Source organism: Paracandidimonas lactea, from assembly GCF_021653995.1.
GTDB lineage: Bacteria > Pseudomonadota > Gammaproteobacteria > Burkholderiales > Burkholderiaceae_B > Allopusillimonas > Allopusillimonas lactea.
Genome location: NZ_JAJJOZ010000004.1, coordinates 184,115 through 197,420, shown reverse-complemented (window position 1 = coordinate 197,420; position 13,306 = coordinate 184,115). Strand labels below are relative to the sequence as shown.

10 protein-coding genes are annotated in these 13,306 nt (G+C 58.9%); 8 read left to right on the top strand and 2 right to left on the bottom strand.

Features of this window, described 5'->3' with window-relative positions; all coding sequences use genetic code 11:
- Position 1 precedes the first annotated feature (1 nt).
- The 3 genes from LOL23_RS09795 to LOL23_RS09785 all read left to right on the top strand — a co-directional run bounded on the left by LOL23_RS09795 (position 2) and on the right by LOL23_RS09785 (position 3,376).
- Positions 2–796: an ABC transporter permease gene (locus LOL23_RS09795; protein WP_160979686.1), complete on the top strand. Its 795-nt coding sequence runs from the start codon at positions 2–4 to the stop codon at positions 794–796.
- Between the two features lie 146 nt (positions 797–942).
- On the top strand, positions 943–1,944 hold the full coding sequence (locus tag LOL23_RS09790; protein ID WP_160980011.1) for an ABC transporter substrate-binding protein: 1,002 nt from the start codon (positions 943–945) through the stop codon (positions 1,942–1,944).
- A 112-nt stretch (positions 1,945–2,056) separates the two neighbouring features.
- Positions 2,057–3,376: an NAD(P)/FAD-dependent oxidoreductase gene (locus tag LOL23_RS09785; RefSeq protein WP_160979688.1), complete on the top strand. Its 1,320-nt coding sequence runs from the start codon at positions 2,057–2,059 to the stop codon at positions 3,374–3,376.
- A gap of 712 nt (positions 3,377–4,088) precedes the next feature.
- On the opposite strand, the gene LOL23_RS09780 is transcribed toward LOL23_RS09785, so the two are convergent.
- Positions 4,089–5,126: a helix-turn-helix domain-containing protein gene (locus tag LOL23_RS09780; protein WP_160979690.1), complete on the bottom strand. Its 1,038-nt coding sequence runs from the start codon at positions 5,124–5,126 to the stop codon at positions 4,089–4,091.
- A gap of 335 nt (positions 5,127–5,461) precedes the next feature.
- Between LOL23_RS09780 and LOL23_RS09775 the strand changes: the two genes are divergently transcribed.
- A complete protein-coding gene (locus LOL23_RS09775; RefSeq protein ID WP_160979692.1) occupies positions 5,462–6,109 on the top strand; it encodes a hypothetical protein in 648 nt (215 codons plus the stop codon).
- 110 nt (positions 6,110–6,219) lie between these two features.
- On the opposite strand, the gene LOL23_RS09770 is transcribed toward LOL23_RS09775, so the two are convergent.
- Entirely contained in the window at positions 6,220–9,420 is a 3,201-nt protein-coding gene (locus tag LOL23_RS09770; protein WP_160979694.1) for a ribonuclease E/G, read from the bottom strand.
- A gap of 488 nt (positions 9,421–9,908) precedes the next feature.
- On the opposite strand from LOL23_RS09770, the gene LOL23_RS09765 reads away from it, so the two are divergent.
- From LOL23_RS09765 to msrQ, 4 genes are all read left to right on the top strand, one after another.
- Positions 9,909–10,922, top strand: a complete 1,014-nt coding sequence (locus LOL23_RS09765) for an RluA family pseudouridine synthase (RefSeq protein WP_160979696.1) — start codon at positions 9,909–9,911, stop codon at positions 10,920–10,922.
- On the top strand, positions 10,919–11,572 hold the full coding sequence (locus LOL23_RS09760) for an HAD-IA family hydrolase (RefSeq protein ID WP_160979698.1): 654 nt from the start codon (positions 10,919–10,921) through the stop codon (positions 11,570–11,572). Before LOL23_RS09765 ends, LOL23_RS09760 begins: the two co-directional genes overlap by 4 nt.
- Before the next feature lie 120 nt (positions 11,573–11,692).
- Positions 11,693–12,667 carry a protein-methionine-sulfoxide reductase catalytic subunit MsrP gene (msrP, locus tag LOL23_RS09755; protein WP_160979700.1) on the top strand — a complete coding sequence of 325 codons (975 nt, stop codon included), beginning with the start codon at positions 11,693–11,695 and terminating at the stop codon, positions 12,665–12,667.
- Positions 12,667–13,293, top strand: coding sequence for a protein-methionine-sulfoxide reductase heme-binding subunit MsrQ (gene msrQ, locus LOL23_RS09750; protein ID WP_160979702.1), 627 nt, complete (start codon positions 12,667–12,669; stop codon positions 13,291–13,293). Before msrP ends, msrQ begins: the two co-directional genes overlap by 1 nt.
- The last annotated feature ends 13 nt before the right edge of the window (positions 13,294–13,306 follow it).

The following is a 13,306-nucleotide window of genomic DNA, read 5'->3' as shown; positions in this document are numbered from 1 at the left end:
TATGCTCAAGAATGGTCCCATCGCGCTGGGTTTCAACTTCCTGGTGATTGCATTCATCCTCGCGCCACTGCTTATTGTCTGTGTCGTCGCGTTCACGCCCGACACTACATTGAGCATCCCCACGCAAAACTTCTCGCTGCGCTGGTTCCGTGCAGTCTTTGCGCATCCCGATTTTCTGACGGCATTCAGCAACAGTATCTGGCTGGCTTTCGCATCGGCGAGTATTGCCGCCGCACTTGCGGTTCCTGCGGCCATTGCCATCGTGCGTTACCAATTCCCGGGGCGGGATGCGTTGAATGCCTTGTTTCTGTCGCCGCTGATGATCCCGCATCTGGTGCTTGGAGTGGCGCTGTTGCGTTTTTTTGCCTTGCTCGGCATGTCGGGAAACTTCAACTGGTTGATCCTTGGGCATGTGGTCGTGATTACCCCTTATGTGTTGCGTCTGGTGCTGGGCGCGCTGGTCGGCCTGGATAAAAGCGTTGAACACGCGGCGCTGTCGCTGGGAGCGAGCCGAGCCGCCGTGTTTCTCAGGATCACCATGCCGCTGATACTTCCCGGGATTGCTGGAGGGTGGCTGCTTGCGTTCATCAATAGCTTCGATGAACTCACCATGTCTATTTTCATCACTGCGCCATCCACCGTAACGCTGCCTGTGCGCATGTATATGTACGCGACGGAGTCTGTCGATCCAATGATGGCCGCGGTGTCGGCCCTGGTGATTGCACTGACCGCCGTCGTGATGTACCTGCTCGACAAGCTATACGGCCTGGACAAAGTGCTGGTCGGCCAGCATTGACGGTTTTTCTTTCATGGTGTGCGGTTTCACGGCCGCGATGCCAACTATCTTATGCCCAACAAGGGGGATTTAACGTGCGCATTCTGAATAACAACTTCAATCGCGTGCTTACTAGCGCGCTGTGGCTTGCGGGCCTCGCGGCTGGCATGGGGATGGCGAGCCAGGCCCATGCGGAACAGAAAACGCTATACGTCGGCATGAATGGCGGCGACATGGAGCGTACGTTCACGCAGCATGTGTTTCCGGTGTTCGAACGCGCCAACAACGTGAAGATCGTCGTGGTGCCGGGTACGTCCGCCGATATTCTCGCGAAGGCGCAGGCGTATAAAGACAACCCCCAGATGCATGTGATGTTTCTGGATGACGGCGTGATGATGCGCGCGGCCTCTATGGGGCTGTGTGACAAACTGAACGATTCGCCGGTGTTCAAGGAGCTGCACCCGAATGCCCGGATCGCCGGTGACAAGGCGGCAGGCATCACCATGGGCATGACGGGCATTGCCTACAACACCAAGATGTTCCAGGAAAAAGGTTGGGCGCCACCGGCGTCCTGGATGGATCTTGCCGACCCGAAGTACAAGGGCCACGTGGTCTTTCAATCCGCAGCCAGCAGCACTTTCGGCCTGCATGGCTTCCTGATGTTCAATCGCATCCAGGGCGGCAGCGAATCAAATGTAGAGCCAGGGTTTAAGGCATGGAAGGGTACGATCGGCAAGAACGTTCTGGAATACATCACGTCCTCCGCCAAGCTCGCGGAAATGGTGCAAACCAATGAAGCGGCGGTTTTCCCCATGAATATCACTGGCGTCAGCCGCCTGAAGCGCCGCAATATCGGTGTCGAGTATGCACACCCCAAGGAGGGCGCCGCCTTGCTGATGGTGACCGAGTGTGTGTTGGCCAAGAACAGCGAGCCCGAGTTGGCGCAGAAGCTAGCTCTGTACCTGTTGTCCGCTGAGGCGCAAACGAATGCGCTGGAGCAGGGCGGCGAGATCCCCTCCAACGCTACCGTGAAACCCTCCGAGAAAACCGCTGCTGAGGTTCAGCGCGTGCAGGATTATCTCAAGACGGTGAAAGTGGTCGATTGGGAGGCGATCAACCAGAGCCGTCAGACTTGGAATGCCCGATGGAACCGCACCATCGAGCAGTAGGCTCGATGCCCGATCTGTTCGGTCCATGCCGCTTCCGCTCCCTCGCGGGGCGGCATTTTTAACCGAAGGGCGTCGCGTCCTTCATGTTTGATCCCGCACGTCCGCGTGCGTCATGGCCATGCTCACGAAGAAGAATCTTTATCCAGACTATTTGACCGCCTCGGGGTGGAACGCGCTTTTGTCGCCCAGGGCCGCATACACGCGGCTTCCGCCTTCGCGACGGTTCAAGACTGTCGTCATTGGCGCCGGGTACACCGGCCTGGCGGCGGCACGCCGTTTCGCGGAGCTTGAGCCCGCGCAGCAGGTGCTTGTAATCGATGCAAGCACTGTGGGAGAAGGCGCTGCGGGTAGAAACTCCGGTTTTCTGAGCAGGCTGCCTAACAGGCCGCGCGCCAATCGTCATGGCACGGTGGAAGACGCGGCACAGCGCCAGATGCGCATCTACAAGGCCGGCAATACATGGTTGCGCGAACTGGTCGCCGAGCACAACATCGATTGTGAGTGGGATGAGACGTCTCCGCGATTCAGCGCTGCAGCCACCGCCGCAGGCGTGCAGAGCCTGCAAGCGACGGCGCGCAGCTATAAACGCTGGGGCGTTCCGTGTGAAGAATTCGACGTTTCCGCCTTGCAACAACGGATCGGCACGGATTATTACCAGTATGGCTATCAGACGCCCTACAATACCTTCGTCCAGCCGGCAGCATTGATACGCGGCCTGGCGGATTCGCTGCCCGAAAACGTCCAGTTGGTGGAGTGCCTGCCAGCGAGCCGCATCGATCATGGACATGGCCGGCATATTGTTCACACTCGGGCCGGTGCATTCGAATGCGACCGGCTGATCGTCGCAAACAATGGGTTTGCGCGCCGCCTCGGCATACTCAAAGATCGCCTTATCACCATTTACACGTATGCCGGCTTGACCGTGCCGCTTGACCACACAGAACAAAGCAAGCTGGGTAAAGTGCCCGCCTGGGGCATCATCCCGGCCCATCGCCTGGGATCCACGCTGCGCAAAACCCGCGATGGCCGCTTCATGGTGCGCAGCGCCTATTCATACGAACGGGAACTGCCGCCCGATCAGGTCGGCGCTATGCTCTCCCAGCTATACCGTAATCGTTACCCGCACATGAGATCGCATGTTTTCGAGCACGTGTGGGGTGGCTGCACCGCCCTTACACTGAACGGCGGCATGTACTTCGGCGAGGTTCGGCCCGGTCTGTATGCGTCGGCCGGCTGCAATGGGGCAGGCGTGTTGCGTGGCAGCATCCAGGGCAAACTGCTGGCCGAACTGGCATGCCGCGAAGATTCCGATACGCTATCCGATTTGATGAAACTGGAAGGCCCCAATTGGATTCCTCCCGAACCCATGCGCAAAATCGGCGTATTGTCCGTGATTGCCATGGAGCGGCGCAAAGCGGGGCTGGAGCGATAAGGGGGGGGGCAGATGCTCGTTCGGCGCCGCGAAGTCGTCTAACGCGTCTTGCACTGAAATACTGTCATACCGCGCCGGATCAATGCATCTTCGATGGGTTGGATTAGATCCGTTTGTATCCCCAGGAGGATGAAAGCGCGCCCATCCCTCGAAACAATCACCTCATCTCCTCCCTTCCGGCATGCGTTATCGTAAACGCGCCGGACGATACTAAGTATTGTGGGTTTTTGCGAGGCAATCCAGTCATCGCTCAGAAACTCGGGGAAGATCACCCAGAGAGCCAGATCGGTCGACGTCGTAAGAGTTGTTTCCATGCGGTGACACTAGCTGAGTGAAGCGGCATTGGCCATGCCGATTGTTGGGTAATTGCCGCAGGCGAATCCTTCGAATTCCCCGCGGCCTATTGGCTTATCGCGTCTCAGCATGTCCTTGATACGCGTGCCGATCATGGCAACTGGAATACCTCCACAACATCTTGTTGTGATTCCGGCGATCCCGTCATTGGCATATGGCCGTCGCATCTGATATTGCTGTTCGGTGGTTGATTGATAACAACAAATGAATTTTGTTTTGACGCGTGGATGCTTGAACCAAAAGATATGGGTGTCAAATATTCTTATGTATTAAGGAGATTAATAGCCTGAATATTCAAGGGATATGAGGCGTCAGGGTGCTGGTGTATTCAGGTAATTATTGAAACGAGCACGTGCTGCTATTGCCCGTTTCTCATGCGGCCTATCTCTGGAAACTTCGCCTTGCAAAGGTTGCGATATGCGCTTGGCGGCATGCCATAGCGCTTCTTGAACAATCTCGAGAAAGATCCAAAATCCGCAAAACCAGAGCACCACGAAATTTCAGATATAGTAAGGTGAGTATCGTTTTGGTTGTTGAAGCGTTCGATCACACGCTCCAATCTCATATTCTGCAGGCGCTTGAGGAAACTGCTGTTCTCAGAGTAGCTGGCGAATAATTTGTGTATATATCGAATCGAAATACCAAAAACCCCAGCCATTTTCTTGGCATTCACTTCCGGATCTATATGGTGATCGCGCATCCAAAGCAGCATCAAATCATATAAATGCTTGCGCGCGCATTCCGAACGTCCATATTCAGATGAGGTTATGGCTACTTCCAAAGATTTACGTGAAACCATATGTATCACAAGTGAGATCAAATGGTTGGATAACTCCTGTCGGCTCACCGGATTCTCACCGATAGTGGATATCAGTTCGGGGTCCAGGGCAGCCATGATTGCAGAAATCAAGCGGGGCCAGCCGTGATCCGCTGAAAAACGCTTTCCTGCATGTGTTTCGAGGTTGCAAAGCCAGTCTTTGACAGTGGCATTGGATAAAGCCAGTATCGTGACATCGAGTATGGAGTCTTCGCGGATATAAGGACGCCTGGCGTCGATAAGTATCAGATCTCCTGCCTGTAGTATCTCATCGTGGCCATTATGTGTTATGCGGCAAGCGACATTTGTTCTGAGAAGCAGCCAATCTGGCATATCGCCACGCGTCGCATTGATCTCGCGCCGCCCGCGGGCCGATGAGCAACTGTCGCCGCGCAGGAAGATTATTGTGGCGTTCCCCAAGTCATGGGCTTCAATATGTCCCTTGTAATCTTCATGCAGGCGTGACTCCATCGCCACGCGCAGAACACGGCGAGCAATAAAATTGTTCCAAAATTCAAAACGCTCTGGCTTTGCAATGCTTTGGGTGTCAAATACGAGTGGCGCCGCTATCTCCCTCATTTATGCTTCTGCTCCTCAATATCCTAATCTGATAGATTGATATTTGTCGATTTGGCCCTATTTCGGTCAAGATCAGCAGCGTCTGTCCAGCCATGCATGATAGGGTTTTCATAGGGGGGCGTACACGTTCAGCTATATCATTTTGTATTCTTTAGTATCTAAGAATTTAGGCCTCATTAGTTAAGCAATTTGTGAACTTACGCACCTCAAAAAACGCATTCGTGTAAAAACTCGTACATGTTCCGAGGATGGAAATTTTTTGGACGTCCAGATGTGATCAAGCGTTTTAAGTCGACGGGATGGGATGTGGTGCGGAGCCCTACCATGAGCATGTTTTGAATATAAATCTGATTTTCATTTTCGATGATCAGTTGGTAAAACAGTTGCCCACGCTCTGCCGGCACACAGGTGCGGTTTTGGGCTGGCACCCGGCAAACTGGACGGCTCAAGGGGCTGGTTACGGAGCGTATCTGACTGCGCGAGCTGCCGAAAATTGTGGCGTCGAAATCGAGCTTATGAAGGAGATCAATGCTGCCAGACACACAAGCTTGGCGCCAGGCAAAAAGAAGGACATCCGCATTGCTTTGCCCGATGCTCGTCAGCTTGGGTCATGGAATGTAGAACAGTGGATAAGTTATTTTAGCTGTTCGCGAAATTCAGCCATGCGCTGTTGCTCAATATCTATTATTTGCGTTTCATCAACATTGCCCAATGTGCAAGCTTCTTCTGAATCCTCTGACAACTCTTCTTCTGTAATACCAGGCGCTTCGATGTTCAAAATAATAATTTATAACGATACGGGAAATTTCAGCGCAGTGCAGGTGAAATCCACTGTTCGGGCAGGCGCCTTATTTTGTATAATTTATTTTATTTTTATATCGGCTAGTTTCGGCGGCTTATCGGGTCACAGAACGCGGAAATACATGTGTCATACGAAGAGCTTGATAAAGGACGAATGTGTGTCCGGCAACTACGATGAATAAAGCGAAAAGCGGCGCCCCCCGAAAGGAGCGCCGCTTTTCGTTTTTGACGAGTGGCCCGCTTTGTAGATTGATTGGGTGTTGAAAACCCCTTGTTTAGGCGGGCCCTGACCTCAGTGCGTTTCCACCTGTTGCAGGGGCTGGTCAGCCACGGCGGCGACCGGCTTGCGGGCGCGACCCAAGCGTACCGCAGGCTCGGGCGCCGCCGGAGCGGGCGCGAAGCGGGTTTCGATCAGCTGCATACCTGCGTCGGAGAGTACCTTGTCGAAGCCTGCGCCGGTGACGGCGGTGTGGCCGGGATGGTCGTCGGCGGCGGTGGTTTCCGCCTCTTCAACCTCGGACTCGGCCACAACGGGCGCGGCATTGCCGTTTATCGCTGGTGCGGGTGCGGGCTCGGCGGCTTCGGCTTCGGCAATACGGGCGAGTGCGGCGGGTTCGACAGCAACGGCCGATTCGTCAACAGATCCGGCAACTTCCTCGACCTCGGCGGGTTCAGCGGCCTGCTGGACGACTGACGTGCGGGCTGCTGCCACGCCGCCAGCGTCGTCGCTTGCCCCGGTGCTAGCCGGGGCGGCTGCTGTATATGATGCTTCGGTGCTTGCTGGGGTGTCTGCCTCACGTGCGTCGGCGTTTGCCGATGCGGTTGCAACGCTTTCCGCAGCGCTTGCAACAGCCGGCTGCCAGGCGGGCTTGCTGATGGCTGCCTGCTTTTCAGCCGTGGAGGCTTCGCTGGCGACGACTTCGTCGGTCTGCGCTGCAGCAGGGGCGGCGCGTGGCGTTTCGGTTGTTGCCTGGGCTTCAGCCGGGAAGGCAACAGCGACGGGCTCGGCGCCCCTGCCCGTTTCGACTGCCGGCGCTGCCTCGGTCGAGCTTGCTTGTGTAGCTTTACCGTCTTCGGCGGATTCGGCCTGGATGGCGTCTGCCTGGGCCACGGCTTCGTCGCTGCCTTCGGCCGGCGTATCGCCCGCTACTGCTGCGTCGGTGGCATCGCCACTGCGGCGGCCGCGGCGGCTGCGACGGCGGCGGCGCTTGCGCTCGGGATCGACCTGCTCGCCGTCTTCTCCATCGCGCGCCTCAGTGGTGGCGAAGGTGTCATCCTCGGGCTGCTCAGTGAGGGCCTGGGAGCGAACCTCCTCTTGGCTGACGGGCGGCGTCGGGATCGCGGTTTCCATAGCCTCGGCGGCAACGACCGTGCCTGCGGCTGCACCTGCGGCCGTTGTGGCGATCATGGTATCGGTGTCAGCGGCATCGCTCACCCCATCTTCGCGGCGGTTGCGGCCGCGCCCGCGGCGGTTGCGGCCACGGCCGTTTGTTGCAGTTGCGCTAGCGGCCTCGCCTGCCTGAGGCGCTGCGACCGCGGCCGGGCGCTGCAGCTCTTCCTGGGGGCGTGCAGCCTCGGGCACGGCCTGCCGGCGCGGCTTGGCCGCGACATGTTCGGCAGCCTTGACTTCGGCGTCGGGGCGGCGCTCGTTGCGGCGCTGGCGGGAGCGTTCACCGCCCATCGAGCGTTCCCGCCGCTCGTTGCCGCGCGCAGCGCGCTGGCGGTTGGCGGAAGCGGGTTTGGTGTCGGCAGCGGCCGGCTGCTGCTCGGTGGCAGGCGCTGCTGACGAGCCAGCCAGCCAGCCGAACAGCCGCTTGAACAGACCGCCGGACGCTTTCGACGCCGCAACCGGCGCGGCGGGAGCGGACTCGACATGGCGGGGTGCCGGCTGCGAATGAGCGATGCTCTTGACCAGCGCCTCGGGACGCGTACTTGCTTCTTGGGCGCGGCTGGGGGCCCAGGTGGTAGGCGCTTCGGGCTGGGTGACCAGCTCGATGCTGGTCTTGTTGTCTTCCAGGCGCGGATCGTCGTGACGCAAGCGCTCGATGTGGTGGTGCGGCGTCTCGAGGTTTTTGTTGGGGATGAGGATGAGGTTGACCTTCAGGCGCGACTCGATCTTGGCGATGTCGTGGCGCTTTTCGTTGAGCAGGAAGGTGGCCACATCGACCGGCACTTGCGCGTGCAGGGCGGCGGTGCCTTCTTTCATGGCTTCTTCCTGCAGCAGGCGCAACACCTGAAGGGCGCTGGATTCCGCGTCGCGAATCACGCCGGTGCCGTTGCAGCGCGGGCAGGTGATGTGCGAACCTTCATTCAGGGCCGGGCGCAGGCGCTGGCGTGACAGCTCCATCAGGCCGAAGCGCGAGATCTTGCCCATCTGCACACGGGCGCGGTCGAAATGCAGGGCATCACGCAGGCGCTGTTCGACGGCGCGCTGGTTTTTGTTGTCCTCCATATCGATGAAATCGATCACGATCAGGCCGCCCAGGTCGCGCAGGCGCAACTGGCGGGCCACTTCATCGGCCGCTTCCAGGTTGGTGCGCATGGCGGTTTCTTCGATGTCGGCGCCACGCGTGGAGCGGGCGGAGTTGACGTCGATGGCAACCAGGGCCTCAGTGTGGTCGATTACCACTGAACCACCCGAGGGCAACTGCACGGTGCGCGAGTAGGCGGTTTCGATCTGGTGTTCGATCTGAAAGCGCGAGAACAGCGGGATGTCGTCGCGGTACATCTTGACGCGCTGGACATTGTCCGGCATTACCACGCTCATGAAGGCGGTGGCTTGTTCGAAAATGTCGTCGGTATCGATCAGGATCTCGCCGATTTCGGGCGAATAGTAGTCGCGGATGGCGCGAATGACCAGGCTCGATTCCAGGTAGATAAGGATCGGGGCCTTGTTTTCGTTGGCCGCGATGTCAATGGCGCTCCACAATTGCAGCAGATAGGAAAGGTCCCACTGCAACTCTTCGACCGAACGGCCGATGCCGGCGGTGCGGGCGATGATGCTCATACCCTGCGGCAGATCGAGCTGATCCATCGTTTCGCGCAGCTCTTGGCGGTCTTCGCCCTCGACGCGGCGTGATACGCCGCCACCCCGGGGGTTGTTGGGCATCAGCACCAGGTAGCGGCCGGCCAGCGAAATAAAGGTGGTGAGGGCGGCGCCTTTGTTGCCGCGTTCTTCTTTTTCGACCTGGATGATGAGTTCCTGGCCTTCAGTGAGCGCATCCTGGATACGCGCGCTGCGTACATCTACGCCTTCCTTGAAATAGCTCCGTGCGACTTCTTTGAAGGGCAGAAAGCCGTGGCGCTCTTCGCCATAGTTGACGAAGCAGGCTTCGAGGCCCGGTTCGATGCGGGTGATGACGCCTTTGTAGATATTGCCTTTGCGCTGTTCACGCCCGGCGGTTTCGATGTCAAGGTCGATCAGTTTCTGACCATCGACAATGGCGACGCGTAGTTCTTCTTGGTGCGTCGCGTTGAACAACATCCGTTTCATGAGGTGATTCTCCGTAGTCATGGCGCACCGTAATACGGCGCACGACCGCGGGTCACTCGGTGTGTGGCGCTAAATCTGCATTGGGGGGCGTGCTGACGGCGTCAGTCCGCGCCCCACCTGTGTCGGAAGGGCACGGCGTACGGAAGGTAGGTACGCGGTTCGGTCAGCAGGAAGGTCAGGGTCACGATGAGTGTTGACGAAAATTGCTGGAACGGCAGACGCGGGTATGACGCGCCTGGTGCATAAAACTTAGACATCGGCAAAAGATTCAGCGTCGCACGCGGGCTGTTGGCTGCATGCCGACAGCGGGCTGTTCGCCCTGTAACTGTCCGGCAGATTTTGCTGGCCCGGCGACCTTATGACCCAGAAGCTGAAACCAAGGCATTACAATACGGCCTGTTCGACCGACGGAGACGCACCATTTGCATCTCTACGTTAGTCGTGTTTCAGCTTCTATAGGCTGACACGATTATATTCCCCTTTTCCCTATGCGCAAAATTGTTGTTCAAATCAACCCCGGGCCACGTGTGCGGCTGATCGAAATCAGCCCCGAGCAGGCCGGCCAGCGTATCGACAACTTTTTGTTGCGCGAATGCAAAGGGGTGCCCAAGAGCCACCTGTATAAAGCCATACGAAATGGCGAAGTGCGGGTAAACAAGGGGCGCGTCCAGGCCGAGTACCGGCTGGCGGACGGCGACATCGTGCGCGTGCCACCGCTGCGGTTGCCGCAGGCCGAGGCGCCGCGTTACGTACCCGCCGGCGACTTTCGGGTGGTGTTCGAAGACGATGCCATGCTGGTGATCGACAAGCCGGCTGGCGTCGCCGTGCACGGCGGTAGTGGCGTTTCGTTCGGCGTCATAGAGCAATTGCGTGCGGCACGCCCCGAGGCGCGCTTTCTCGAGCTGGCCCATAGGCTGGACCGCGAAACGTCGGGCCTGCTCATGCTTGCCAAGCAGCGCAAGGCGTTGTTGCGCCTGCACGACATGATGCGTGAAGGGGAAGGGCGCAAGCAGTATCAGGCATTGGTAGTGGGCGACTGGGTGAACGAGCGGCAGCACCTGCGGCAGCCGCTGCTCAAATACCTGACACCGGCGGGTGAGCGCAGGGTGCGGGTAGATGCGCAGGGCAAGCATGCCCACACCATTGTCACGCTGCGGCAGCGCTATGGCCACTACACACTGGTGGGGGCGGAATTGCGCACTGGCCGTACGCATCAGATCCGTGTGCACCTGGCGTCATCGGGTTTTCCGATTGTAGGTGACGAAAAATACGGGCGGGACGACGTCCGTGCGCTGTTTTTTCGCCTGGGCCTGCGTCGTATGTTTTTGCATGCCGGCCGGCTCGATATCGCCCATCCGCTATCGGGCGAACCGCTGGCGCTCGAGGCGCCGCTACCGCCAGAGTGTGAGGCGATCCTGCGCTATCTTGAGCAGCATCCCGATCTTCAATCATCCGACGCCGGGCCTGCCCGGCGCGCGACCCGGAGCCAACTCGCAACATGAAACGCTATAACGCCGTCATTTTCGACTGGGACGGCACCGTCATGGATTCAACCCACACCATCGTACAGGCCATCCAGTTGGCATGCACCGACGTAGGCCTGCCCATACCGTCCGCTCGTGAGGCGGCCTGGGTCATCGGCCTGTCGCTCGAAAGCGCACTGTATCGGTGTGTCCCCACGCTCACCGCCGAACAACTGCCCGAATTCCTGGCCCGCTACCGTCACCATTTTCTCAGCCGTGATCCCGATATCAAGCTGTTCGACGGCGTCACGGATCTGTTTACCGATCTGCGCGGGCGTCAGGTGTCGCTCGGTGTGGCCACGGGCAAGAGCCGAGTGGGTCTCGACCGTGTGCTCAATGCCAAGGGCATGCAGGCGCAGTTTCACATTACGCGTTGCGCCGATGAGTCCATGAGCAAGCCGCACCCTGCCATGCTGCTTGAAATCATGGAGGCCTTGGCGCTGGAGCCGGGGCAGGTGCTGATGGTGGGCGATACAACACACGATATCAATATGGCGGCTGCCGCGGGTGTGGACAGCATGGCCGTTACATACGGCGCGCACGATCCGCAAACATTGACGCAGGCCAATCCCACCGTCATGGTCTCCAGCGTGGCCGAAATGCGCGGCTGGCTGATGGAGCGGGTATAGCGCGCGTCGTGCCCGCGGTTCCGCCTGGATGTCTGTGCACGTATTGCACGGGGTATGGAACAAATCAGCATCTCCAGACGTCATATATCAATAATCAACAATTGAAACCTGGAGATCCGCATGTCCGCCATCAAGCCGCCTTACATTCGGCCGTCCGAAATCACCTCAGAAGAAATCTGGCTGGCGCGCCGCCGCTGGCTGCGGCTGACGGGCCTGGGAGCTGTGGCGCTGGGTGCGGGTGGGCTGGCCCCTGCGTTGGCCGCCGTCGATCCGGGCGGGCGCGCTGCCCCTCTTGCCGGTGCGCCGACGTCCAACAAGGCTTTCCGCGTCGATGCCAAGCCGACATCCGAGAAAGACATCACGTCCTACAACAATTTCTATGAGTTTGGCACCGGCAAGACCGACCCTATGGAAAACGCGGGCGAGATGCAGACACGCCCTTGGACGGTCTCCATCGAAGGCGAAGTGGCCCGGCCACGCACCTTCGATATCGACGACCTGCTCAAGCTGGCGCCCATGGAAGACCGGCTTTACCGGTTGCGATGTGTCGAGGCGTGGTCCATGGTGATCCCCTGGGTCGGCTACTCGCTCTCGACGCTGCTCAAGCACGTCGAGCCCACCGGCAACGCCAAGTTTGTCGAGTTCACCACTGCGTTGCAGCGGGACAACATGCCCGGCGTGCGTGCCGGTATCCTCGACTGGCCCTATGTCGAGGGTTTGCGCATGGATGAGGCCATGCATCCGCTCACCATGCTTGTTTTTGGCCTGTACGGCAAGGTGCTGCCCAACCAGAATGGCGCACCACTGCGTGTGGCGGTGCCCTGGAAGTACGGGTTCAAGTCGGGGAAATCCATTGTACGGATCCGCCTGCTCGAAAAAATGCCCCAGACGAGCTGGATGAAGGCGGCATCCAACGAGTATGGCTTCTATGCGAACGTCAATCCGGAGGTTCCGCATCCGCGCTGGAGCCAGGCTACCGAACGACGTATCGGCGATGGGTTTTTCGCGCCGCGCGTTGAAACGCTAATGTTCAATGGGTATGGCGAGCAGGTGGCTTCGCTTTATCAAGGCATGGACTTACGGCGAAATTACTGATGGCTGCGTCACCACTGCCACGGGCACGCTGGGCATCCCGGGATATTGCCCGCTTCAAGCCGTTTGTGTTCCTGTTTTGCATGTATCCTCTCGCGCGCTGGCTATGGCTGGGGTATGCCGGCGGCCTGGGGGCCAATCCGCCAGAATTCCTTATCCGCTCCTCCGGGATCTGGGCATTGGTGGCTCTGTGCGTCACGCTGGCCGTCACACCGCTGAGGCGGCTCATCGGTCAGCCCGCGCTAGTGGGGGTGCGACGCATGCTGGGCCTATTTGCATTCTTCTATACCACCTTGCATCTTCTGGGCTGGGCACTTTGGGAGCAAGGCTGGTCGCTGGCGGGGATGTGGCACGATATCATCACGCGAACTTTTATTTGGGTGGGCATGCTGGCGTTTGTGCCCATGCTGGCGCTGGCGATTACGTCCAATCATGCCTCCATGCAGCGCCTCGGCCGCCGCTGGCAGTCGCTGCACCGCAGCGTCTACGTGATTGCAGTGCTATCGGTGTGGCACTTCTGGCTGGTGCGCGCGGGCAAGAACGATTTTGGCGAGCCCTACGCCTACGGGGCCGTGCTGGCTCTCCTGCTCGGCCTGCGCGTGCTGGCCTGGCAGCGCCCGCAACGTTGATGTAGCGGGCTGT

Bases quoted from the DNA above. Each gene is read 5' to 3' on its own strand.
- LOL23_RS09790 (WP_160980011.1), top strand. From the start codon at position 943: ATGGGGATGGCGAGCCAGGCCCATGCGGAACAGAAAACGCTATACGTC.
- LOL23_RS09760 (WP_160979698.1), top strand. From the start codon at position 10,919: ATGAAACGCTATAACGCCGTCATTTTCGACTGGGACGGCACCGTCATG.
- LOL23_RS09780 (WP_160979690.1), bottom strand. From the start codon at position 5,126: ATGAGGGAGATAGCGGCGCCACTCGTATTTGACACCCAAAGCATTGCA.
- msrQ (WP_160979702.1), top strand. From the start codon at position 12,667: ATGGCTGCGTCACCACTGCCACGGGCACGCTGGGCATCCCGGGATATT.
- LOL23_RS09785 (WP_160979688.1), top strand. From the start codon at position 2,057: ATGGCCATGCTCACGAAGAAGAATCTTTATCCAGACTATTTGACCGCC.
- LOL23_RS09765 (WP_160979696.1), top strand. From the start codon at position 9,909: ATGCGCAAAATTGTTGTTCAAATCAACCCCGGGCCACGTGTGCGGCTG.
- LOL23_RS09770 (WP_160979694.1), bottom strand. From the start codon at position 9,420: ATGAAACGGATGTTGTTCAACGCGACGCACCAAGAAGAACTACGCGTC.
- msrP (WP_160979700.1), top strand. From the start codon at position 11,693: ATGTCCGCCATCAAGCCGCCTTACATTCGGCCGTCCGAAATCACCTCA.
- LOL23_RS09795 (WP_160979686.1), top strand. From the start codon at position 2: ATGCTCAAGAATGGTCCCATCGCGCTGGGTTTCAACTTCCTGGTGATT.